The organism is Streptomyces sp. NPDC030840 (assembly GCF_055572015.1).
Genome location: NZ_JBVIEE010000001.1, coordinates 152,363 through 175,432, shown reverse-complemented (window position 1 = coordinate 175,432; position 23,070 = coordinate 152,363). Strand labels below are relative to the sequence as shown.

The following is a 23,070-nucleotide window of genomic DNA, read 5'->3' as shown; positions in this document are numbered from 1 at the left end:
TGAACGAACTCGCCAGTAACCCTTCGGTGAGACCTGTCTCGGCGCCTCCGGCCGCGCTGTGTCAGGATGCGTGCACAGGCGCTCACCACGCAGGACTCCGTGAGCCTGCCGCAGCGGACGCGAGGAGACCCATGAGCTTCCCCGAACCGGCCTGGTCGACAAGCGGCAGCGCGTCCGGCGACGACCGCGTCGCGGTGGCCACCGCCTCCACCGTCGTCGCCACCAGCGCCACCGCCTGGACCGGCTTCCTCGCCCATGCCTCGCGGGGCTGACCCGCTGCGGCAGCTCTCCCTGGAGCAGCTGCGGCGGCGTACGAGCATGAAGTGGCGGACGTACCCCGAGGACGTCCTGCCGCTCTGGGTGGCCGAGATGGACGTGCCGTTGGCCGAGCCGGTGGCGCGGGCGGTCACCGACGCCGTGGCACTCGGGGACACCGGCTATCCGGCCGGGACGGCGTACGCCGAGGCGCTGGCCGGCTTCGCCCGGGAGCGGTGGGGCTGGGACGGACTGGCCGTCGAGCGGACGGCCATCGTGCCCGACGTGATGCTGGGCATCGTCGAGATGCTCAAGCTGGTCTCCGGACCGGGCGACCCCGTGGTCGTCAACTCCCCGGTGTATCCGCCCTTCTATCATTTCGTCGGGAACATGGGGCGACCGGTCGTCGAGGCTCCGCTGGGCGGGGACGGGCGGATCGACTTCGCGGTCCTGGAGGAGACCTTCCGACGTGTCGCGGAGCGGGCGGACCGGCCGGCGTATCTGCTGTGCAGCCCGCACAACCCGACCGGAGTCGTGCACACCACCGACGAGCTGTCACGGGTCGCCCGGCTGGCGCGGACGTACGGGGTGCGTGTCGTGGTGGACGAGATCCACGCCCCGATCGTGGCCGCGGGCGTGTCCTTCGTGCCGTACCTGAGCGTTCCCGGCGGGGAGTACGGACTGTCGTTGATGTCGGCGTCCAAGGCGTGGAACCTGGCCGGGCTCAAGGCCGCCCTCGCGATCGCCGGGCCCGACGCGGCCGGGGACCTCGCCCGCCTCCCCGAGGAGGTCGGCCACGGTCCCAGCCACGTCGGGATCATCGCCCACACCGCGGCCCTGCGGGACGGCGGCGACTGGCTCGACGCGGTGCTGTCCGGGCTCGACCACAACCGCCGGCTCCTGGGGGACCTGCTGGCCGAGCACCTGCCCCCCATCGGGTACGAACCGGCTCAGGGCACCTACCTGGCATGGCTGGACTGCCGGGAGCTGGGGCTCGGTGACGACCCGGCCGGGGTCTTCCTGGAGCGCGGCCGGGTGGCCCTGAACTCGGGGTTGCCGTTCGGCACCGGCGGCGCGGGCTTCGCCCGCTTGAACCTGGCGACCTCGCCGGAGCTGATCACCGAGGCGGTACGGCGGATGGCTGCCGCTGTCTGAGCAGGTTGTCGAGCCAGACGGGCGACCCGGGCCGCGTCAGCGATTCAGGTCCATGACCCCGACGCCAAGCCCCCCGTAGGGTTCTGGTGCGACAGTCGCGATCAGTCCTCCCACGGGAAGCATCTGGTTCGGCCGCGCGGCGTGAACGGCGGCCGAGACACCGAACGCGACACCCGCGCCACTCAACTCGGCGACGGTCACGGCCATCGCGTAGTCGTCCTCCAGAACATGCAGGACGTCCACCAGTACCCCTACGTGGCCGACGATCCCCTCGCGCTCGCGCTCTGCCTCCAGAAGACACAGGACAGGCACCCACAGGCGCACGTCGTCGCTCGCGGCGGCGGCGTGAATGAGTCCGAAGACCTGCTTGTTGCCACCCATCGCCACGAGGGTGGGGGCGTCGAGGACGTAATGCTCGGTCCGGCTCAACGGGAGTCCTCCGCCTCGGCGAGGCGGGCTCGGTGAGCGGCGGTGGCCTCCCGCATCCTGCGCCGCATCTCGGCGGACTCCTCGTCCGACACGACGTGGTCGAAGCGCTCGGCGAGCAGGGCTCGGGTGCGGTCGGCACGTTCCTTGATCTGCTCGGGAGTCAGCGTCTGAGCTGCTATGTCCTGCATGAGAGCACGGAGACTCGTGCCCCGCGCCTCGGCCACGGCGGCAAGCTGGTCACGGACTTCGGCGGGTACGCGGATCATGACGTCGGACATGCGACGAGTATACGTGACGTATACGCCCTGGTGTGTACGTCACGTATACAACGCCCGGTGCACCCCGGCCACGGAGCTACAGCGCGTGCTCCACGAACCGCGCCGCCGTCTCCGCCAGCACCTCGCGGCCGTCCCGTGCCCACAGGCCGTCGTTGAAGAGCTCGACCTCGATGGGGCCGGTGTAGCCGGCGGCCTCGACGTAGGACCTCCACTCCCGCATGTCGATCGCGCCGTCGCCGATCTGGCCGCGCCCGGTCAGCACACCCTCGGGCAACGGGGTGGTCCAGTCGGCGAGCTGGAAGGTGTGGATGCGGCCGCCCGCGCCCGCGCGGGCGATCTGGGCGGGCGCGTTGTCGTCCCACCAGATGTGGTACGTGTCCACGGTCAAGCCCACCTGGTCCGCCGGGAAGCGCTCCGCGAGGTCCAGGGCCTGGGCCAGGGTGGACACCACGCAGCGGTCCGAGGCGAACATCGGGTGCAGCGGCTCGATGGCCAGCCGTACGCCACGGGAGGCGGCGTACGGACCCAGCTCGGCGAGCGCGTCCGCGATGCGCTCACGGGCGCCGTGCAGGTCCCTGGAGCCGGCCGGGAGGCCCCCGGAGACCAGGACCAGCGTGTCCGTGCCGAGCGTGGCCGCCTCGTCGATGGCGCGGCGGTTGTCGTCCAGGGCCCTGGCGCGCTCGTCCGGGTCGATGGCCGTGAAGAAGCCGCCCCGGCACAGGGTCGTGACCGCGAGGCCCGCGTCACGGACCAGTTTGGCCGTCGCCTCCAGGCCGTACGACTGGACCGGCTCGCGCCACAGTCCCACGCCGGGGACGCCCAACTCGACGCACGCCTCGACCAGTTCGGGCATGGACAGCTGCTTCACCGTCATCTGGTTGATGGAGAAGCGGGACAGGTCGCCGGTCGTTTCACCATTCGTGACGCCGGTCGTGTCACCGTTCGCGCTCACTGGGCCACTCCGTACACCGTCAGCAGGTTCCTCATGCGCGCCTCCGCGAGCGCCGGGTCCGGGAACAGGCCCAGGCCGTCGGCCAGTTCGTACGCCTTCGCGAGGTGCGGGAGAGAGCGGGCCGACTGCAGGCCGCCGACCATCGTGAAGTGCGACTGGTGGCCCGAGAGCCAGGCCAGGAAGACCACGCCCGTCTTGTAGAAGCGGGTGGGCGCCTGGAAGAGGTGGCGGGACAGCTCGACCGTCGGGTCGAGGAGCTCGCGGAAGCCCTTCACGTCACCCGTGTCCAGCACGCGGACCGCCTCGGCCGCCAGCGGGCCCAGCGGGTCGAAGATGCCGAGCAGGGCGTGGCTGAATCCCTGGTCGTCGCCCGCGATCAGCTCGGGGTAGTTGAAGTCGTCGCCGGTGTAGCAGCGGACTCCGTGGGGCAGGCGGCGGCGCAGGTCGATCTCCCGCTGGGCGTCCAGCAGGGAGACCTTGATGCCGTCCACCTTGTCCGGGTGTGCCGCGATCACGTCCAGGAAGGTGTCCGTGGCCGTGTCCAGGTCCGACGACCCCCAGTAGCCCTCCAGCGCCGGGTCGAACATCGGGCCCAGCCAGTGCAGGACGACCGGCTCGGCGGACTGGCGCAGCAGGTGGCCGTAGACCTCCAGGTAGTCCTCGGGGCCCTTGGCGGCCGCCGCGAGGGCGCGGGAGGCCATCAGGATCGCCTGGGCGCCCGACTCCTCGACGACGGCCAGCTGCTCCTCGTACGCCTTGCGGATCTCCTCCAGAAAGGCCGGGCCGGTGAGCTGGTCGGTGCCGACCCCGCACGCGATCCGGCCGCCGGCCGTCTTCGCCTCGGCGGCGCTGCGGCGGATCAGTTCCGCAGCGCCCGCCCAGTCCAGGCCCATCCCGCGCTGGGCGGTGTCCATGGCCTCGGCCACGCCGAGGCCGTGCGACCACAGGTGGCGGCGGAAGGCGAGGGTGGCGTCCCAGTCGACGGCGGCCGGGGAGTCGGGGGACACGTCGGCGTACGGGTCGGCGACCACGTGGGCGGCGGAGAAGACCGTACGGGAGGTGAAGGGGGCGCCCGCGGCGAGGGCGAGCGGCTGCGTGCGGGGAGTGTAGGTGCGCAACTCTCCGTCGGCGCCGGGCAGTCGGATCGTCACAGCTGGATCTCCGGTACGTCGAGACGGCGGCCCTCGGCCGAGGACCTCAGGCCCAGCTCGGCGAGCTGGACGCCGCGGGCGCCGGCCAGCAGGTCCCAGTGGTAGGGCGCGTCGGCGTAGACGTGCTTGAGGAACAGCTCCCACTGGGCCTTGAAGCCGTTGTCGAACTCCTCGTTGTCCGGGACCTCCTGCCACTGGTCGCGGAAGGAGTAGGTGGCCGGGATGTCCGGGTTCCACACGGGCTTGGGGGTGGCGGACCGGTGCTGGACGCGGCAGTTGCGCAGGCCGGCGACCGCCGAGCCCTCCGTGCCGTCGACCTGGAACTCGACCAGCTCGTCGCGGTTGACGCGCACGGCCCAGGAGGAGTTGATCTGCGCGATGGCGCCGCCGTCGAGCTCGAAGACGCCGTACGCGGCGTCGTCGGCCGTGGCGTCGTAGGGCTTGTCCTGCTCGTCCCAGCGCTGCGGGATGTGCGTGGCGGTGAGGGCCTGCACCGACTTCACCCGGCCGAAGAGCTCGTGGAGGACGTACTCCCAGTGCGGGAACATGTCGACGACGATGCCGCCGCCGTCCTCCGCGCGGTAGTTCCAGGAGGGGCGCTGGGCGGGCTGCCAGTCGCCCTCGAAGACCCAGTAGCCGAACTCGCCCCGGATGGAGAGGATGCGGCCGAAGAAGCCGCCGTCGATCAGCCGCTTGAGCTTGAGCAGGCCGGGGAGGAACAGCTTGTCCTGGACCACGCCGTGCTTGATGCCGGCCGCGTTCGCGAGGCGGGCCAGCTCCAGGGCGCCCTCCAGGCCGGTGGCGGTCGGCTTCTCGGTGTAGATGTGCTTGCCGGCGGCGATCGCCTTCTTGATCGCCTCCTCGCGGGCGGAGGTGACCTGGGCGTCGAAGTAGATGTCCACGGTCTCGTCGGCGAGGACCGCGTCCACGTCCGTCGAGACGTGCTCCAGTCCGTGCTGCTCGGCGAGCGCCCTGAGCGCGTGCTCCCGGCGGCCGACGAGGATCGGTTCGGGCCACAGCACGGTGCCGTCGCCCAGGTCGAGCCCGCCCTGCTCACGGAGGGCCAGGATCGACCGGACGAGGTGCTGGCGGTAGCCCATGCGCCCGGTCACGCCGTTCATGGCGATACGCACCGTCTTGCGTGTCACGTCATTCCCTTCGTCGTACGCGCCCTGCGCCGCGTACGCCCACTTCGGAGGTTCCTCCGGAGGTTTTACCGATGAGCGTGACAGCAAGCGCTTTCTATGTGATGAGACGCTAGCCTCTGTGCGGCGGATCGGACAAGACCGCGCGGGGTGAGAGATGCGCGGTTTCGTGTACGACTTTCCCGTGCGGGGCGTCTGTGAGGCTTCTGACTGGGTGCCGTGTGGCCTCCGGCCGGGTGCGTGGGCCTCCGGCCGGGCGCCGCTTGGCCTCCGGCCGGGTGCGTGGGCCTCCGGCCGGGTCTGTGGGCCTCCGGCCGGGCGCCGCTTGGCCTCCGGCCGGGTGCGTGGGCCTCCGGCCGGGCGCCGCTTGGCCTCCGGCCGGGTCTGTGGGCCTCCGGCCCAGTGCGTGGGGTCGTGCGGCAACCGGGACGGCGGTGCCGGGCGTCTGTACGGCTGGTCGCGCGGCCGGGTACGGGTCGCGGGGTGGAGTACGGCTTGGGTGAGGTGGGAGTACGGCTCGTGTGGGGTGGGAGTACGGCTTGAGGGGTCTGGGTGAGGGCGGCGCGTGGGTGACTGCGCGGCGCTGAAGGCGGCGCGGCGCGGGTGGCTGTGCGGCGGCGAAAGCGGCGCGCAGGTGGCTGGCGCGGCGGCGAAAGCGGCGTGACACGGACGACCGTGCGGCGGTGAAGGCGGCGCGGCACGGATGACCGTGCGGCGGCGAAAGCGGCGCAGGGCGGGTGACCGTGCGGCGACGCAAACGGCGCGACACGGACGACCGTGCGGCGGTGCAAACGGCGCGACACGGACGACCGTGCGGCGACGCAAGTGGTGCGGCGCGGCGCGGCGTGGGTGACCGTGCGGCGGCGAAAGCGGCGCGGCACGGACAACCCGTGCGGCGACGAAAGCGGCGCGGCACGGACGACCGTGCGGCGGTGCAAACGGCGCGAAACGGACAACCGTGCGGCGACGCAAGTGGTGCGGTGCGGCGCGGCGTGGGTGGCTGTGTGGTGCTGAGGGCGGGAGGGTGCCGTGCGGGGATCCGTAGGGTGCCGAAGACGACGAGACGACGGACGACCGACACGGTGGCGAGCAGACGTGGTGAGGACCGGACCGGAGGACGAGGAACGATGACTGTGACCCTGGCGGACGTGGCGGCCCGCGCGCAGGTGTCGCCCGCGACCGTCTCCCGGGTGCTGAACGGGAACTATCCGGTGGCCGCGTCCACCCGTGAGCGGGTGCTGCGGGCGGTGGACGAGCTGGACTACGTCCTGAACGGCCCGGCGAGCGCGCTGGCGGCCGCCACCTCCGACCTGGTGGGGATCCTGGTGAACGACATCGCCGACCCCTTCTTCGGGATCATGGCGAGCGCGATCCAGTCGGAGATCGGCGGTCCGGGCGGCCGGGCGGGCGGCGAGCGGCTGGCCGTGGTGTGCAACACGGGCGGCTCCCCGGAGCGCGAGCTGACCTACCTCACGCTCCTCCAGCGCCAGCGCGCCGCCGCGGTGGTCCTCACCGGTGGTGCCGTCGAGGACGCGGCGCACGTGGCGGCGGTCGAGAACAAGGTGCGCAAGCTGGCGGACGCGGGCACCCGCGTCGTCCTGTGCGGACGCCCGCCCTCGCCCGACGCGATCGCCATCACCTTCGACAACCGCGGCGGCGGCCGGCAGCTCACCGAGCACCTCATCGGCCTCGGCCACCGCCGCCTCGGCTACATCGCGGGCCCCGAGGAGCGCACGACCACCCGCCACCGCCTGGAGGGCCACCGCGACGCGCTGGCCGCCCACGGCATCGAGGACGACCCCAAGCGCACGGTGCACGGCCGCTACGACCGCCAGGCCGGCTACGAGGCCACCCTGGAACTCCTGCGCCGCGACCCGTCGCTCACGGCGGTGGTGGCGGCCAACGACACCGTCGCGCTCGGCGCCTGCGCCGCACTCCGCGACTCCGGCCTGCGCATCCCCGACGACGTGTCGGTGGCCGGCTTCGACGACCTCCCCTTCGCCATCGACGCGGTACCGGCCCTGACGACGGTCCGCCTGCCCCTCGCGGAGGCGGGCGCCCGGGCGGGCCGCATCGCCATGGGCCGCGAGGAGGCCCCGCCGGGCGGGATCGCCACCGTGCGCGGGGAGCTGATGGTGCGGGGGTCGACGGGAGTGCCGCGGGAGTAAGGCGGCGCCACACGTTCGGGCCCTCGGCGCTACGCCCGCCAGGCGTCGCGATGCCCATCGGCGAAGGCGGCGAACGAGCGCGGGGCCCGGCCGGTGACCTTCTCGACGGTGGGGCTCGTCCGGTCCTCCGCGCCCTCGGCGATGGCACGGTCCAGCCCGGCGAGCAGTTCGGCGAACCGGTCGGGGATGCCGGAGGCCGCCAGGTGGGCGCACATGGTCTCGTGGGACACGGGCACGTGCCGTACGGGGCGGCCGGCGGCCGTGGAGATGACGGCGGCGACGTCCGCGTACGACAGCGCCTCGGGGCCGGTGATCAGGTGGTCGGTGTTGTGCGCGTGCTCGTCGGTCAGGGCGCGCACGGCCACCTCGGCGATGTCGTCGGCGTCCACGAAGGCGACGCGGCCGTCGCCGGTGGCGGTGGTGAGGGTGCCCGTGGCGCGGATCGAGTCGGCGTGGGTGTGGTCTCCGACGAAGTTCTGCATGAACCAGGAGGGCCGCAGCACGGCCCACTCCGGGGCGTGCCGGCGCAGCCACCGGTGCACGGCGCCCACGCCCCGGTCTCCCTCCGGGATGGCCGAGGAGCTGAGGAGCACCATCCGGTGGACCCCGGCCGCCAGCGCCCGCTCCAGGAACGGCACCATCACGGCCTCCGGCTCCACGCTGCCCACCGGGGGCACGAGGTAGACGCGGCTCACCCCGGTGAGGGCGACGCCGTGACTCGCCGGGTCGCCCCAGTCGAACCGTACGGCCCCGGCGGCTGCCGGGTGGGGCCGGCGGCTTGCCGCCCGTACGGTGAAGCCGAGTGCGGTCAGGCGCCGGGCGATCCGGGAGCCGGTGGTGCCGGTGGCCCCGGTGACGAGGACCGCGCCGCTGGTGTGACCCGTCGTGAGGCGGCCTTCCATCACAGCTCCCAGCCGAGCGCCTCGGCCGCGGCGAGCGGATTCCAGTAGTCCCGGTAGTGGACGATCCGGCCGTCCCGGACCGTGAGGACGGCGACGTAGGACATCTCGTACGGCTTCCCGGTCGCCACCGCCTGCCCCCGGGCCCGCATCTCGACGACGATCACCTCGGGGTCCTCCGTGCGGTGGACGACCTCGTCGATGGCGGTCAGCCGGACGAGGTCCGGATAGCCCTTCATGTACTCGGACACGGCGGCCCTGCCCGCCAGGCGCACCGGGGCGCCCGGCGGCGCGAACGGGAACTCCATCACTCCGTCCTCGTCCCACAGTTCCACCCAGCCGGGTATGTCCTCGGCCAGCAGCAGCTCTCGGCTCCTGCGGTACACGTCCTCGGGCGTCATGAGTCGACCGCTCCTCCCCTGGTTTCCTGTCACCCCTAGAATGCGGACCGATAGTCCGCTTAGGGCGGGCGACCCAATATACGGACCGCCAGTCCGCTTAGCAAAACGACCGAAGGAGAAGACCGGCCATGCGCAGGGAACGAGCCGACGCCGCCCGCAACCGCGAGGCGGTCCTCGCCGCCGCGGCCCGCCTGTTCGCCGAGCGCGGCGACCCGGAGCGCGTGAGCATGGACGACGTCGCCGCCGCGGCCGGCGTCGGCAAGGGCACCCTGTTCCGCCGCTTCGGCGACCGCACGGGCCTGATCCGCGCCCTCGTCGAGCAGCGCACCGAGGAACTGCGCACGGCCGTCGCCGAGGGACCGCCCCCGCTGGGACCCGGCGCTCCCGCGCGCGAGCGGATCCCCGCACTGCTGGACGCGCTGCTGTCCTTCAAGCTCGACCACCGGCCGCTGACCCTCGCCCTGGAGAACGCGGGCGTCGGCAGCCCCTACCGCAACGAGACCTACTCCGTCCTGCACGCCCAGCTCGCCGCCCTGCTCACCGAGGCGCGCACCTCCCCGACCGGCGACACCGACTTCCTGGCCCACGCCCTGCTCGCCGCGGTCCGCGCCGACCTCGTCGACCACCTGAGCGGGAACGGCGTACCGCCGGAGCGGATGCGCGCGGGGCTGGCCGCGCTGTGCGACTCGGTGATCGGGGCCTGACGCCGTAACCGAAAACCGGTTGCCCCGGGCCTCCTGGGGGTGAGATCGTCCGTTCGGCGTCCAGCCCGCGGACGCGCTCACCAGCCCTCTCACTCACCTCACTCACGTCACCCACGACGCACGGCGAAGGACTGAAGCCCATGACTGCGGCGTCCCCCAGCGGCCGCCGTCGGTACTGAACGAACCGTCTGCCCCAGCGGCAGCACGGCCACCAGTGCCATTCGCGTCTCCTCACGGCGGCCCGACGAAGCGGTGCCCGACGCACCATCACACGTCATGTGTCCATCCCGGACGCACCACTCCATCCACGCGAGGTCACCATCACCATGGACATCGACGTCCAGAGCTTCGCCGTCGCCAACCTTCGCCGCCGTCCCGAGGTCGCCGAAGTCGGCGGTTTCGTCGCCGGCTTCGACCCCTCGACCCCCAGCCCGTACATCAACTACGCGAGCCCTCTGCCGGGCGCCCGTCCCGGCCGCCGGGACGTCACGGCACTGGTCGAGGCGTTCCGCGAGCGCGGTCTCGTCCCCCGGCTGGAGTTCGCTCCCGACGGGGCGCCCGCCGTGGAACAGGCCCTGCGGGATGCGGGATTCACCACCGAGGCGGTCAACGAGTACCTGGTCTGCGTCCCCGCCACGCTGACGCTGCCGCCGGGCAACGTGGTCGAAACCCCGCGCACGGACGAGGAGTACGCGTCGATCGACGCCGCGCTCGCCGAGGCCTTCACCGGTACGTTCGTCTCGTCCCCAGCGGGGGTGGCCCGGCTCAGGCGCGCCCAGGACAGCGGCGGAGCGGTCCGGTTCGTCCGCGCTCCCGACGGCGGCTGCGCCGGGGCGGCCTCCTGCTCCGCGCCGGCCGTGGGCACCTCGGAACTGGCCGGCGTGGGCACCCGACCCGCCTTCCGCGGCCGGGGCGTCGCCGCATCCGTCACGGCGGCGCTGACCGAGGTCATGTTCGCCCGCGGAGCGCGGTCGGTCTGGCTGGAGTACGGGGGCGAGGGCTCCCGCCGGGTCTACGAACGCGTCGGCTACCGGCCGCACGGCACGCGCCTGTACATGAGGCTTGAGGGGTGACGTCTTCATGAGGCCCGGGCGGTGACGTCCGCGGACGGGGCGGGCCGATGGGCTCCCGCCCCGTCCCTGGACGCCCGGAGGGGCCCGGTCGTAGGCTCGCCGCACCACACATCTCTGACTGAGTCAGAGATCGCGGCTCGGGCTCAGGGGGCGATGATCATGACCGTGCAGGACATCCGCTCGTTCAACCGCTTCTACACGAACGTCATCGGCGCGCTGGACTACGGCCGCCACGTCTACGCGCCGTACACCCTCACCGAGGCACGCGTGCTGTGGGAGCTGGCGCACGCCGCGCGTACCGACGCGGCCGATCTGCGGGCCGAACTGTCGCTGGACTCGGGGTACCTGAGCCGGCTGCTGGCCAAGTTCGAGGAGGACGGGCTGGTCGAGCGGTCGCGGTCGACGACGGACCCGCGACGCCGCCAAGTCACCCTGACCGCGCGCGGGCGGGAGACGGCCGAGCTGCTGAACGAGCGGTCCAGCGAGGCGGTGAGCTCGCTGCTGGCCCGGGTTCCGGCCGTGGACCGGCCCCGGCTCGCCGAGGCCATGCGCACCATCCGAACGGTCCTGGCCGACGGCCGCGAGCCCCGCCCCGAGGACGTGACCCTGCGCGAGCCCGGGCCCGGTGACCTGGGCTGGATCGTGCAGCGGAACGCCGCCGTCTACGCGGCGGAGTACGGGTTCAACGCGGACTACGAGGGCCTGGTCGCCAGGATCGTCGCGGACTACGCCGAGGACCACGACCCGCACCTGGAGCGTACGTGGGTCGCCGAGCTGGACGGGCGGCCGGTCGGGTGTGTGATGTGCGTACGCGACGACGCGCCGGAGGCGGCCCGGCTCCGGCTGCTCCTGGTCGAGCCGGACGCGCGGGGGCTGGGGATCGGCAACCGGCTGGTGAAGGCCTGCGTCGACTTCGCGCGCGAGGCCGGTTACCGCGAGATGGTGCTCTGGACGAACGACTGCCTGGGCTCGGCCCGCAGGATCTACCAGCACCACGGCTTCACATTGGTCGCCGAGAAACCCCACCGCTCCTTCGGCGTGGATCTCGTGGGCCAGGACTGGCGGCTGGACCTGCGGGGTGACGCGGCCGAGTGACTGGGTACCGGCCCAGGAGGCGGGGGCGTCGGCCGTGTGACGGTTGTCGCCCGCCGGGTGCCGGTGTCCGCTCGCCGTGTGGCGGTTGTCGTTCGCCGTGCGACGGGTATCGTCCGCCGCATGCCCGGCTGCCCCGGGTGCCCGTAGTTCCTGAGCGAGGTGGGATTTCGTGAAACTGGCCTTCTCCACCCTCGGCGTCCCCGGTCTCCCGCTGACCGACGTGCTGCGACTGGCGGTCGAGCACGGTTACCACGGCGTCGAGTTGCGTACGCACCCCGAGGAGCCGGTGCACACCGGGCTGGGAGCCGGCGAACGGGCCGACGTGGCCGCCGAGTTCAAGGCGGCGGGCGTCGAGATCCTGGGGCTCGCGGGGTACGCGCGGGTGGCGGCGCCGGGCGACGACGAGCCCGTACTGGCCGAACTGCACGCGCTCCTCGACCTGGCACGCGACCTGGGCGCCCCCTACGTCCGCGTCTTCCCCGGCGGCGGTGAGCAGGACGCCGGGGAGGCGGACGCGATCGCGGCCCGGCGGCTCGGCACGGCGGCCGAGTACGCCACCGACGCCGGCGCGCGCATCCTGCTGGAGACCCATGACTCGCACCGGACCGCAGCCGACGCGATGCGTGTGCTCGGGCTGGTCGGCCACCGTCAGGTCGGCGCGCTCTGGGACGTCATGCACACCTGGCTGGGCGGCGAGGACCCCGCGGCCTCGTACGCGGCGCTCTCCCCGTTCCTGGGGTACGTGCAGGTCAAGGACATCGCCTCGGCCGACGACACCACTCCACTGCCGCTCGGCGCGGGCGTGCTGCCGCTCACCGAGTGCGTCGACCTGCTCTCCCGTGAGGGCTATGACGGCTGGCTGTGCTGGGAGTACGAGAAGCGCTGGTACGAGGATGCCGCGCCGCTGCCCGGGCTGCTGCGGGCGGGCCGGGAGCACCTGGGCCGGCTCATGAACGACGCGGCCTGACGGGGCGGCCCGACGGGGCGGTCCGACGAGGCGGCCCGACGAGGCGGCCCGACGAGGCGGCCCGACGAGGCGGCCCGACGAGGCGGCCCGACGAGGCGGCCCGACGAGGCGGCAGGACACGAAGTGCCATCCCGTCCGCCGGCGCAAGCGGAACGGCGACTCCGGCTGAATCGTGTCCATTACTGACCGAATACGATACTCGCCAGTACAAAGTCATTCAGCTACTCGCGGTAACGGATTGCACTACCTGCCTACTACAAGAGAACCTCCCTCGACTGGCACGAAGCTCCGGGGGAGTTGGCATATGCAAGGCACAATCGACGGCTTCAGTTACGGCGCTGTCACTCCGGTGGCGGCGTTCATCATGGCGTGCTTAGGAGGCGCCCTGGGGCTGCGCTGTGTGGTCCGGTCCGTGTTCAACGACCGGTCGTGGAAGCCCGGCTGGCTGGCGCTCGGGGCGGCGTCGATCGGGTGCGGCATCTGGACCATGCACTTCATCGCCATGATCGGCTTCCGCGTGGAGGAGACCCGGATCCGCTACGACGTGGGGCTGACGGTGCTGAGCCTCGTCGTCGCGATCGCCGTGGTCGGTGTCGGGGTGTTCGCGGTGGGATACCGCGGGGTCGCGATGCCCACGCTGCTCACGGCCGGAACCGTCACGGGGCTCGGAGTCGCCGCCATGCACTACCTGGGCATGGCGGCCCTGCATCTGAGCGGTTCCATCCGGTACGACATGGCCACCGTCGCGCTCTCCGTGGTCATCGCGATCGTGGCCGCGACCACCGCGCTGTGGGCCGCCGTGTCGATCCGGGGCTTCCTGACGAGTCTGGGGGCCAGTCTGGTCATGGGCGTCGCCGTGTCCGGGATGCACTACACGGGGATGGCGGCCGTGAGTGTGCACCTGCACGGCACGACCGGGGGTACGCGGGCGGGTGAGTCGCCGATCTCGCTGCTGCTGCCGATGCTCATCGGGCCGGTCATCTTCCTGATCCTCGCCGGGGCCGTGGTGATGTTCGATCCGTTGCTGGTGAAGGGTGACGAGAGGGCGGACCGGGGCGGGCGGCGGGGGGCCGTCGTGGCGGGCGGCCGCTCGGCGCGGCCCGAGCCGCGATCCCACTCTCTCTTCGAGCCGTCGCCCCCGGCGCCCCGGCCGGAGGCATCTCGCGTGCAGAGGTGGTGAGTCGCCTTGCCCCGCCGTCCCTGAGATCGTCTACCCGGGCGGCACCACCCCGTTGGTTACAGCCCGATCGGGTTGATGTAGGTGGCCGGGTGGGTGGCGCCGTCCTGCTTGAGGATCTGGCCGCCGAACGGCCACGTCAGAGTGAAGTGCTCCGTCTCGTTCGGCGGGGTGACCAGGAACTTCGCCGGAACGAACTTCTCCTTCTGCGGCGTGGACCCGGCCACCGGGAGCAGGGTGATGCTGAAATCCACCGTGTCCCCCTGCTCCAGGGTCATCTTTACGGGCTGCTTGGAGGAGCGCGCCAGCGACCAGGTGCCGTCAGTGCTCTGAGCGCCGATCATGTCGACACCGGCGAAGCCGGACAGGGTGCAGGTGCGCTCGCTCTGGTTGGTGAACCAGATGTAGGCCTGAGTCTGCTTGCCGGGCTGCTCCATCTCCGGCTTCGCGTCACCACCCATGGCGAAGCCGGCCTTCAGGTCGGCGGTGTGGCATCGGGTGGGCTCCGCCGTGGCGGAGGCGGCCGAGGCCGGGACGGCGACAGCGGCGGTGCCGGCGACGACGACAGCCGCAAGGGCCACGGCGGTCAGCTTGCTCTTCATGAAGTTTCGGGTTCCCCTCGCGTAAGAAGCGGCGCGCGAGGTCAGTGCGCGCCTACGCACCTGAAGATGTGCGGTTCCCGGGGGAGGTTCAGTGGCCCGGCCAACTATTTTCCGAACAGCCGGGCTTCTTCCGATCAGCCGGGCTTCCCACTGTGGCCGCGTACAAGAACTCATGCGGTGCGGTCATGTGGCGGAGCCACCTGTCCCTCGCGTCGTGCGGCGAGTGCGGGTACCTCCCACGCCCTTGAGGCAGTAGGGGAGCGTGCCGGGCGTCGCGACGCCGCGGGGATCCATCGGACTAGCCGCGCGGCGCCGGCAGCAGGCGCGGCTCCAGGCGCTCCTCGACCGCCCGGCCGCCCTCACGCCGCACCACGTACGCGCCCTTCTTCGGCACCTCGGTGACCGCCTCCACCAGCTCCGTCCCGCGGTACACCAGCCCCACCCCGTCATCGGTGCAGTGGCTGACCGGCAGCGTGCCGTCGGCGACCAGCCGGTGCAGCAGCGGTCGGCGGCCCTCGTCGGTGTCGTAGTGGACGCCGTTGCCGTACGGCAGGAAGCCCAGCGCGTTGGTCACCGGCCGCAGTTCGGGCCCGAAGGAGTCCGTCGTACCGCCCTGGAACCAGCAGATCGACCCCGCGCTCACCCCGGTGAGCACGACCCCGGCCTCCCAGGCCCGCCGCATGACCGCGTCGAGACCGTGCACCCGCCACACCGCCAGCAGGTTCGCCACCGAGCCGCCCATGACCCAGACCACGTCCTGCTCCAGCACCGCTGACTCGATGTCCACGATGTTGGGCATGGGGAAGAGCTGCAGCGGAGTCAGGTCGAACCCGGCCACACGCGCCGCCTCGCTCGCGCGCGCGGCGAACGACTCGGCGTCCCCGATGGCGGTCCCGACGTACATGATCCTCGGCCGGCGTCCGGTCACCCCCGCGAGGTCGACCGCGTGGTGCACGAGCGCGTCGAAGGTGACCCTCGTGCGGTCTCCGGGACGCAGTCCGCCCGAGGTGGCGACGATCGTGGGTTCCTGAGCCGTCATGATCGGGACCCTAGCAAGCACCGGGGCCATGGTCCCGTGGGTTCCGCGCCAAGTAGGCGTCCTTCGGGGACCGTTCACGGCAGGGCACCCGGCAGCGGTTGCGTGAGTCGGTTACGCGGACGCCTTCTCGGACGCCTTGTCGGACGCCTTGTCGGACCCTTTCGCCAGGGCACGGCCCGTCCCGTACACCCGGGCCTTCGGCGAGCCGCTCGTCGGTGCCGGCGCCAGTGAGGTCAGCGCCACCCCGCCCACGAGCAGGGCCGCCGCACACCACCGCAGGCCGCTGACGGGCTCCCCGAGGAACAGGGCCGCCGAGGACATCCCGAAGACCGGTACCAGCAGCGCGAAGGGCGCCACCGTCGACGCCGGGTGCCGGCGCAGCAGCCAGCCCCAGGCACCGAAGCCGAAGACGGTGGTGACCCAGGCCACGTACATGATCACTCCCACGCCCTGCCAGTCCAGCGCGCGCAGGGCGGCGAGGTCGGCGGACGGGCCCTCCGTGAGCAGGGACAGGAACAGCAGGGGCAGGACCGGCACCGTGCTGACCCAGACCATGAAGTTCAGGGAGTCGGGCGGGGACGCCTTGCGGGTGAGGACGTTGGAGACGCCCCAGCACACCGCGGCCGCGATGACGAGCAGGAAGGCGCCGAGCGGGCCGCCGGCCCCCTCGTCCGCGGCGGCGAGACCGACCCCGCACAGGGCGACGGCCATGCCCAGGAGCCGTGGGCGCGTGAGCCGTTCCCCGAGGACCGCGAAGGCGATGACGGCCGTGAAGACCGCCTGGATCTGGAGGACCAGCGAGGACAGCCCGGCGGGCATGCCCGCGTCCATCCCGACGAACAGCAGCCCGAACTTGGCCACCCCGAGCGCCAGGCCCACTCCCACGATCCACTTCCACGCGGCCTTGGGCCGCCCCACGAAGAAGACCGCGGGCAGGGCGGCGGCCAGGAAGCGCAGGGCGGAGAAGAGAAGGGGCGGGAAGTGGTCGAGGCCGATCTCGATGACGGTGAAGTTCACGCCCCAGACGGCGGCGACGAGAACGGCGAGACAGAGGTGGGTGGGTCGCATGGCTAGAGCATCGGGGGCCCGGACTGTTCAGCACCAGCGATGATTTCTGCATGGTTGGATGTAGTGATGCTTACGTAAGATGATGCCGGTCGATAGATGCCAGTCCGTAGACACCAGTCCGTAGACACCAGTCCGCAGACACCAGTCCGCAGACACCCATCCATGGAACCCATCCGTGGCCGCGTATCCGTCCAGCCCTCGCCCGTCCAGGAGCCGCCATGCTCGATCTCCAGCGCCTGCGTGCCCTTCACGCCGTCTCCGTCCACGGCACGGTCGGCGCCGCGGCGGCCGCCCTCGGGTTCACGCCCTCTGCCGTGTCCCAGCAGATCGCGAAACTGGAGCGGGAGACGCGGACGGTGCTGCTGGAGCGTCAGGGGCGCGGTGTCCGGCTCACCGAGCACGCGCAGCATCTCGCCTCCACGGCACAGGAGTTGCTCGCGATCGTCGAGCGGGCGGAGACCGAGTTGGAGGAGCGGCGCGGGGTTCCTGCGGGGCGGCTGACGGTCGCCGCGTTCGCTTCGGCGGCCCGGGGCCTGATGCCCGGCGTGCTCGCCGACCTGGCGGAGCGTCATCCGGCGCTCGACACCCGCCTCACGGAGGTGGACCCGCATCTGTCCGTGGACCTGGTGGCCAAGGGCGCGGTCGACATGGCGGTCGCGCACGACTGGGACATCGCGCCGCTGCCGGCCCCTGCGGGGGTGGAGCAGGCGGTGATCGGTGACGATCTGTGCGATCTGCTGGTGCCCTCGGGGCATCGCTTCGCCGCGCGCCGCTCCGTGCGCCGTACGGATCTCAAGGGTGAGCGGTGGATCTGCCAGCCGCCGGGGCGGGTGTGTCACGACTGGCTGGTCCGTACGCTGCGGGAGGCCGGGTGCGAGCCCGACATCGTCCACCAGGCCGACGAGAACCCGACACTCGTCGCGCTCGTCGCGGCCGGGCTCGGTGTCGCGCTGATCCCCCGCCTGGGGCGCGGCCCGCTGCCCGCGGGGGTTGTCGAGGTGTCCCTCGACCCCATGCCGGTGCGGCGGCTGTACGCCCTGTGGCGCACCGGGGCGTCCCGCCGGCCGGCGATCGCGGAGACGGTGCGTACGCTCCAGGGCCACTGGCCCGAGGTGGCGGAACACACACACCGTTGACGAGCGGCGCCAACTCGCCGCCAGGCCACCGCCGGTAGGATCTCGGCCCTACTTGGAGCTTTTCCGGGGGAAGAAGGCTGATGGCAGCCATTGTGGTCGTGCACGGCATCGGCAAGCAGTATCTGGGCACGCACTCGCTCCACGGCGGCGTGGCGTCCGCGCTGCTCGACGGAGTGCGCCTGGCCGGCGGTCCGCCACTGAAGCCGGACGACGTGGAAGTCGCCTTCTACGGACACTGGTTCAGGCCACCCGGGCCGGACCGGGCCAAGGGAGAACCGGCGTACACCCACCGCGACGTCACCGATCCCTTCGAGGCCGAACTGCTGCTGGCCCTGTGGCGGGAGGCGTCCAGGCTGGAGCCCGACCGGGTGCCCGCGCCGGACGGCCCGGCGAGCGGCCGGAGCAAGGCGGCGGTCCCGCACACCGTGCAGCGGGCGCTGTACGCGCTCAGCAGGTCGTCCTTCCTGGCCGGCGTGGCCGACCGCTTCCTGATCGGAGTGCTGAAGCAGGTCCGTCGGTATCTGACCGATGACGGCGTCCGCGACCGAATCCAGCGGGAGGTCGCCGCGTGCGTGGCCCCCGACACACGCGTACTCGTCGGCCACTCCCTCGGATCGGTCGTGGCCTACGAGGCCCTGTGCGCCCATCCCGAGTGGCCGGTCACGACCCTGGTCACCATCGGTTCGCCGCTCGGCATCCCGCATCTCGTCTTCGACCGCCTGCGCCCGGCTCCGCGGGCCGGGAAAGGCCGCTGGCCCGGTGCGGTACGCCGCTGGAGCAACGTGTGCGACCGACGGGACGTCGTCGCCCTGGCCAAGGAACTCGCCCCGCTCTTCCCGGACGCGGACAGGTCGGTCACCGACCTCCTCGTCGACAACGGCTGGCGGGCCCACGCCGTCGAACGCCATCTGACGGCCGCCGAAACGGGCGCCGCCATAGCCGAGGGCCTGGCCGGGGACGTGTGGTGACCGGCGATTCCGTACAGCGGTGGGCGCTCGTGGCCGGCAACGCGGACTACGAGCACCACGAGCAACTGCCCTGCGTCGAGAAGGACCTCGACGTCATGGCGGACGTGCTCACCAGGCTCGGGTACGAGGCCCCGCGTCGCGTGTCCGGCTGTACGGCACAGGGGTTGCGCGAGGAACTGGCGGGCTGGGCGGCGGCCGAGGGCGACCGGGGCGACGGCACCCTGGTCCTCTACTACACCGGACACGGCGACCGGTCCGCCGACGACCGGCACTACGTGCTGTGCCAGGACAGCCGCCCGGGCCTCCTCAAAGGCACCGCGGTGGCCACGGAGGACGTCGTCGGCATCGTCACGGAGACCGGTCTGCGGCGGCTCCTGCTGATCCTCGACACCTGCTACGCCGGGCAGGGAGCCGTCGACGCGGTCCGTGAGCTGGCCCGCAGCCTGGCCGCGACCCGCGAGGCCGACCAGCACCGGCTCACGTCGTTCTCCGTCATCGCCGCCGCCCGCCCGCTGGAACTCGCCGCGGACGGCGCCTTCGCCGAGGCGTTCCGGGACGCCGTCGACGACCCCACCCTCGGGGGCCCGCGGCAGCGGAAGCTGTACGTGGAGCAGGTCGTCGACCGTGTCAACGACCTCCTCGCCGCCACCAGCCCCGGGCAACACGCCACCTTCGGGACGCTCAGCGGGGACGAGGTGCCGTTGCTCCCGAATCCCCGTTACGCCCCCGACGTTCCTCAGGAGGGGATCGACCTCGCCGAGCAGCGGGTCGCGTTGAGCACGGAGGGGCGACGGCGGCGGGAGGAGTGGCTCAGTCATTTCGGGCCGCGAGGGCGGGGGCTGGAGCGGGCCTCCGAACAGGGGTCGTACTTCACGGGCCGGGGTAAGGCGTTGCGGGCCCTGGCCGCCTGGGTGGACGACGGCGACACGGTGGAGGACGACGATCCGGACGTGGCCATGCTCGTCGCCGCAGCCGACATCAGTGCCCCGCCACCGCCGGCGCTGAGCAGCCAGGTACCGATCGTGGTGACCGGTAGCCCGGGGGTCGGCAAGTCCGCGCTGCTCGGCCGCTTCGTCCTGCACCACTCCGATCTCCTCGGCGACGACCTGTGGCGGCCCCGTCGTCGTGTGAGGGGCCGCGTCCACGTGGCGATTCACGCCCGCCACAAGCTGCTCCCCGACATGGTGGCCGCGGTCGCCGACGCCGCCGGGCTGCCGGGCGACACGGGTCAGGAGGAGTTGCTGCGCGCCCTGGCCCGGCGGTCCGAACCCCTCGTCCTGGTGATCGACGCCCTGGACGAGGCGGGCGTGGCGGGCGGGGACGGACTCGGCGGCGAGGCGGAGCACATCGCCGCCACCTTTCTGGCACCACTCGCCGAGATTCCGGCCGTACGGCTGGTCGTCGGCACCCGCCCGGCTGTGGTCGGGGCGCTCGGTCCCCGGTTCCACCCCCTGGACCTGGACGATCCCCGGTGGGGCCGTGACGGGGATGTCGCCGGGTACGCGTACCGACTGCTGCGGGCGCCCGACGGTCTCGGCAGCACCGGCGCGTACTTCTCCGACAGGCACACCGCGGGCCGGGTCGCCCGGGCGATCTCGACGCGGGCCGGCGGCAACTATCTCGCCGCCCGTCTGCTGGCCCGTACCCTCGCCCGCCGCCCCGCCCCCATCAACACGGACGTCCCGGGCTGGGAGCAGCAGATCCCCTCGCTCGCTGCCGCCCCGTCCCTCCTGGCCGGCCCCGCCTTCCGCTGGGCCCTCGGCGACCAGCTGCGCGCGGACACCGAGCGCGGCCGCTCCCTCCTGCTCCCGCTGGCCCTCGCTGAGGGCTCCGGCCTGCCGGGCGCCGCCGTGTGGCCGGCCGTCGCCTCCGCCCTCACCGGCCGGCAGGTGACCGCCGACGACATCCGGTGGGTCATGCGGAGCGCCGGCGCGCACATCGTCGAGGCGCTGGACGAGCGGGGACGCTCCGTGTACCGGCTGTACCACGAGTCGTTCGCCGACGAGTTGCGCACGGGCACGGCCGAGGCAGCCCAGGCCGCCGTCACACGGGCCCTGCTCTCCCTGGTCCCGACCGACTCGGCGACGGGCCTGCGGGACTGGCCGCGAACGGACCCCTACATCCTGAACCACCTCGCCACGCACGCGGCGGCCTGCGGCCTTCTCGACGAGCTGGTGTGCGACCCCGGGTATCTGGTCATGGCCGAACCGACGGCCTTGCAGCGGGTGTTGCCAGGGGTGCGCTCCACTGCGGCGGTCGGAGCGCGGGTCGCCTACGAGCGGGTGGGCACGGAGCTGTCGAAGGAACCGGACCCGCGGGCGCGCATGGCCCAACTCCGGCTGTCCGCCGTGCTGTCGGGGGCGCGTGAGCTCGACGAGGCGGTGCGGGAGCGGGCGCGGGAACTGCCGTGGGACACCGTGTGGGCCCTGCCGCTCGAGGAGACGTCGAGGAGCTACCGGACGATCGGCGGCTACGACGGCCATCTGGCGGGTGTCGCCCTGCTGACGTTCGATGGCCGCACGGTGCTGGTCACGGCGGAGAACCCGCCCCGGCTGCGCGTGTGGGACTTCGCGACCGGGGCGCCGCTGAGTGAGCTGCGGACGGGCGCCGAACCCGTCATCGAGGGACTCGCCGCGCTTCCCGGCGCGGACGCCGGCCGACTGGCCGTCGTCCTCAAGGAGAGCCGGGAGTACGACGCTCGCACGATCCTGCGCGTCATCGACGTACGCACCGGCCTGCCGGTGGGTCCCGGAATCAGCAGCCGCGCGACCGCGTGGGCCGTCGCGGAGGTCGGGGACCGGCATGTGGTCGCGCTGGTGGAAGCGGATCTGTCGATCCGCCTGGTGGATCCCGCCGAAGGATGTGAGCTGGCCCGGCTGACCGTGCCCGGACCCGACGCGTCCAGCCGCAGGAGGTCTGGTCGGCGCCGGCGTCGTGAGCAGCCGAAGTTCAAGATCGGACTGGGCATGCGTCATGGGCGGCTGATCGTCGTACTGGCCAGGGACGCCTCCTTCAGAGCGGACGTCCCCGCGCAGATCGACGAATGGACCGTCGATCCCGACGCCGGGTGGCGCGTCGCCTCGTCGGACGGCGGCCCCTACCAGCCCGTGGGCCGCCAGATCCTGGCTCTGGCAGTGGCAGAGGACCGGACGTGGGTGGTGACGTCCCAGTGGGGGGAGGCGGGCAGGCTCACCCATCACCACCCGGGCCTGTCGGAATGGACGGAGAACCGCACACCGAGTTGGGCAGCGCTCGTGGACGCCCCTTGGGAGACCTTTCTGCTCAGTTACCACGACAGGGACGTGGAGGTGACGGGACTCAACGGCCAAAGACGCGTCAAGACGTCGATCCACGGCTCCGCCAAGTCCCTCCTGTTCGCCCACGCGGACGCCCAGGGCTATCGCATCGTGTCCTGGGACGTCCATCAGGCTCCCAGGGTGTGGACACTGCGGCCGGAGGACGAGGGGCTCCGGCACGTGCCCGGCCGCTATGGAGGCCACCCACCGAAACCCGCGCTGACGGCAGGGCGCTACGACGGTCGTTGGGCCTTCTTCTCCCGCGAGGGAATTCTCGATGTGGCGACCGGGCGCAACATCGCTCCCGGGCACCAGACCTTCTGGTTGTCGGACAGCCTCATCGGGCATCCGGAGCTGCCACCGCTGCTGTACTCGCACCACGGCTGGACAGATCCCCGCGTGACGGTCGTCGGCAGCCCGGAGAGCCACAAGGTGGATCTCACCGGCCTCACCGCCGATCGCGGGTTCGCGCCCCGGCTCTGCCGGCTGGGCGACGAAGAGGTGATCGTCGCCCATGGTGACGCCAGGCTGAGGGCTTGGTCGCTGGACGGCCGGCCGGCCGGCGAGTGGCGCACGTTCGGCGCCGAGGACGAGGCGCAGTACGTCGAGCATGACGGGCGCCTGCTCGCAGCGGTGCCGGAGATGGAGGGCACCGGGCTCCAGATCTACTCGCTCCCCGATGGAGCACGCGGCCCCTCGGCAGGCCCGCGCTCTGCCGGAACGCCTTATCACCTGGCCCTCTGGGACGGCAGGCCTGTGCTCGGCCTGGTGGCCGACGACACCATCTCCGTGTTCTGCGCCCTCTCCGGTGGACTGCTGTGGCGTTGGACCGCGCACAACGTGGCGGAACTGCACCTGCTGTCCGTTCGCGGCCACCGCACCGCCCTCATCCGCCAGAACGCGGCACAGCGACTGTGCCTCGTCGACGCGGGGGCCGATCAGGTGGCGGCTCGCATCGACGTGGGCTCCACGGTGACGGGGATCGCCTTCGCCGGTGACGACTCGCTGGGCGTCCTGACCGAAACCGACGTCATCTGCCTCCGCCTGTCCGACCTGGGCCGCGCACGTCCCTGACCCCCTCTCCACCGCGTCACAGGCGCTCGAGCCGGGTT

At 72.2% G+C, this 23,070-nt stretch carries 21 protein-coding genes; 11 read left to right on the top strand and 10 right to left on the bottom strand.

Translation table 11 applies throughout. The annotated features are described in order from the left end of the window. Nucleotides 1–131 precede the first annotated feature (131 nt). Nucleotides 132–272, top strand: a complete 141-nt coding sequence (locus ACZ49J_RS00755) for a hypothetical protein (protein WP_467454718.1) — start codon at nt 132–134, stop codon at nt 270–272. Next, nucleotides 256–1,410: a MalY/PatB family protein gene (locus ACZ49J_RS00750; protein ID WP_467454719.1), complete on the top strand. Its 1,155-nt coding sequence runs from the start codon at nt 256–258 to the stop codon at nt 1,408–1,410. The genes ACZ49J_RS00755 and ACZ49J_RS00750 overlap by 17 nt, the downstream gene beginning before the upstream one ends. Nucleotides 1,411–1,446: 36 nt before the next feature. On the opposite strand, the gene ACZ49J_RS00745 is transcribed toward ACZ49J_RS00750, so the two are convergent. From ACZ49J_RS00745 to ACZ49J_RS00725, 5 genes are all read right to left on the bottom strand, one after another. After that, nucleotides 1,447–1,839, bottom strand: a complete 393-nt coding sequence (locus ACZ49J_RS00745; protein ID WP_467454721.1) for a PIN domain-containing protein — start codon at nt 1,837–1,839, stop codon at nt 1,447–1,449. Further along, a complete protein-coding gene (locus tag ACZ49J_RS00740) occupies nt 1,836–2,117 on the bottom strand; it encodes an Arc family DNA-binding protein (protein WP_467454723.1) in 282 nt (93 codons plus the stop codon). The genes ACZ49J_RS00745 and ACZ49J_RS00740 overlap by 4 nt, the downstream gene beginning before the upstream one ends. A gap of 76 nt (nt 2,118–2,193) precedes the next feature. Continuing rightward, the gene (locus ACZ49J_RS00735) at nt 2,194–2,991 is read right to left on the bottom strand and encodes a sugar phosphate isomerase/epimerase family protein (protein WP_467454841.1); all 798 of its coding nucleotides are present in this window, start codon (nt 2,989–2,991) and stop codon (nt 2,194–2,196) included. A 74-nt stretch (nt 2,992–3,065) separates the two neighbouring features. Beyond that, on the bottom strand, nt 3,066–4,220 hold the full coding sequence (locus ACZ49J_RS00730) for a dihydrodipicolinate synthase family protein (RefSeq protein ID WP_467454725.1): 1,155 nt from the start codon (nt 4,218–4,220) through the stop codon (nt 3,066–3,068). After that, entirely contained in the window at nt 4,217–5,368 is a 1,152-nt protein-coding gene (locus ACZ49J_RS00725; RefSeq protein ID WP_467454727.1) for a Gfo/Idh/MocA family protein, read from the bottom strand. The genes ACZ49J_RS00730 and ACZ49J_RS00725 overlap by 4 nt, the downstream gene beginning before the upstream one ends. Nucleotides 5,369–6,492: 1,124 nt before the next feature. On the opposite strand from ACZ49J_RS00725, the gene ACZ49J_RS00720 reads away from it, so the two are divergent. After that, nucleotides 6,493–7,533 (top strand): LacI family DNA-binding transcriptional regulator, encoded by a 1,041-nt coding sequence (locus tag ACZ49J_RS00720; RefSeq protein ID WP_467454728.1) that lies wholly within the window; start codon nt 6,493–6,495, stop codon nt 7,531–7,533. 29 nt (nt 7,534–7,562) lie between these two features. On the opposite strand, the gene ACZ49J_RS00715 is transcribed toward ACZ49J_RS00720, so the two are convergent. Together ACZ49J_RS00715 and ACZ49J_RS00710 are read right to left on the bottom strand one after the other, a co-directional pair. Further along, on the bottom strand, nt 7,563–8,435 hold the full coding sequence (locus ACZ49J_RS00715) for an NmrA family NAD(P)-binding protein (RefSeq protein WP_467454729.1): 873 nt from the start codon (nt 8,433–8,435) through the stop codon (nt 7,563–7,565). Beyond that, entirely contained in the window at nt 8,435–8,833 is a 399-nt protein-coding gene (locus tag ACZ49J_RS00710) for a nuclear transport factor 2 family protein (RefSeq protein WP_467454730.1), read from the bottom strand. The genes ACZ49J_RS00715 and ACZ49J_RS00710 overlap by 1 nt, the downstream gene beginning before the upstream one ends. A 128-nt stretch (nt 8,834–8,961) precedes the next feature. Between ACZ49J_RS00710 and ACZ49J_RS00705 the strand changes: the two genes are divergently transcribed. From ACZ49J_RS00705 to ACZ49J_RS00685, 5 genes are all read left to right on the top strand, one after another. Beyond that, nucleotides 8,962–9,537, top strand: coding sequence for a TetR/AcrR family transcriptional regulator (locus ACZ49J_RS00705; RefSeq protein WP_467454731.1), 576 nt, complete (start codon nt 8,962–8,964; stop codon nt 9,535–9,537). Nucleotides 9,538–9,863: 326 nt separating this feature from the next. Further along, nucleotides 9,864–10,610 carry a GNAT family N-acetyltransferase gene (locus ACZ49J_RS00700; protein WP_467454843.1) on the top strand — a complete coding sequence of 249 codons (747 nt, stop codon included), beginning with the start codon at nt 9,864–9,866 and terminating at the stop codon, nt 10,608–10,610. 159 nt (nt 10,611–10,769) lie between these two features. Further along, entirely contained in the window at nt 10,770–11,705 is a 936-nt protein-coding gene (locus ACZ49J_RS00695; RefSeq protein ID WP_467454732.1) for a bifunctional helix-turn-helix transcriptional regulator/GNAT family N-acetyltransferase, read from the top strand. Between the two features lie 169 nt (nt 11,706–11,874). Then, complete coding sequence (locus ACZ49J_RS00690; protein ID WP_467454734.1) at nt 11,875–12,672, top strand: sugar phosphate isomerase/epimerase family protein; 798 nt, start codon at nt 11,875–11,877, stop codon at nt 12,670–12,672. Nucleotides 12,673–12,976: 304 nt separating this feature from the next. Then, entirely contained in the window at nt 12,977–13,852 is an 876-nt protein-coding gene (locus tag ACZ49J_RS00685) for an MHYT domain-containing protein (protein WP_467454736.1), read from the top strand. 56 nt (nt 13,853–13,908) lie between these two features. Here ACZ49J_RS00685 and ACZ49J_RS00680 read toward each other — a convergent pair whose 3' ends face one another. The 3 genes from ACZ49J_RS00680 to ACZ49J_RS00670 form a co-directional block, all read right to left on the bottom strand. Further along, complete coding sequence (locus ACZ49J_RS00680) at nt 13,909–14,451, bottom strand: DUF4232 domain-containing protein (RefSeq protein WP_467454738.1); 543 nt, start codon at nt 14,449–14,451, stop codon at nt 13,909–13,911. A gap of 298 nt (nt 14,452–14,749) precedes the next feature. Beyond that, complete coding sequence (locus tag ACZ49J_RS00675; RefSeq protein ID WP_467454739.1) at nt 14,750–15,490, bottom strand: Type 1 glutamine amidotransferase-like domain-containing protein; 741 nt, start codon at nt 15,488–15,490, stop codon at nt 14,750–14,752. Nucleotides 15,491–15,601: 111 nt separating this feature from the next. Continuing rightward, a complete protein-coding gene (locus ACZ49J_RS00670; RefSeq protein WP_467454740.1) occupies nt 15,602–16,558 on the bottom strand; it encodes an EamA family transporter in 957 nt (318 codons plus the stop codon). A 218-nt stretch (nt 16,559–16,776) separates the two neighbouring features. On the opposite strand from ACZ49J_RS00670, the gene ACZ49J_RS00665 reads away from it, so the two are divergent. From ACZ49J_RS00665 to ACZ49J_RS00655, 3 genes are all read left to right on the top strand, one after another. Further along, entirely contained in the window at nt 16,777–17,694 is a 918-nt protein-coding gene (locus ACZ49J_RS00665) for a LysR family transcriptional regulator (RefSeq protein WP_467454741.1), read from the top strand. Between the two features lie 80 nt (nt 17,695–17,774). Beyond that, on the top strand, nt 17,775–18,662 hold the full coding sequence (locus ACZ49J_RS00660) for a hypothetical protein (protein ID WP_467454742.1): 888 nt from the start codon (nt 17,775–17,777) through the stop codon (nt 18,660–18,662). Beyond that, nucleotides 18,659–23,032 carry a caspase family protein gene (locus ACZ49J_RS00655; RefSeq protein WP_467454743.1) on the top strand — a complete coding sequence of 1,458 codons (4,374 nt, stop codon included), beginning with the start codon at nt 18,659–18,661 and terminating at the stop codon, nt 23,030–23,032. The genes ACZ49J_RS00660 and ACZ49J_RS00655 overlap by 4 nt, the downstream gene beginning before the upstream one ends. Nucleotides 23,033–23,070 lie beyond the last annotated feature (38 nt).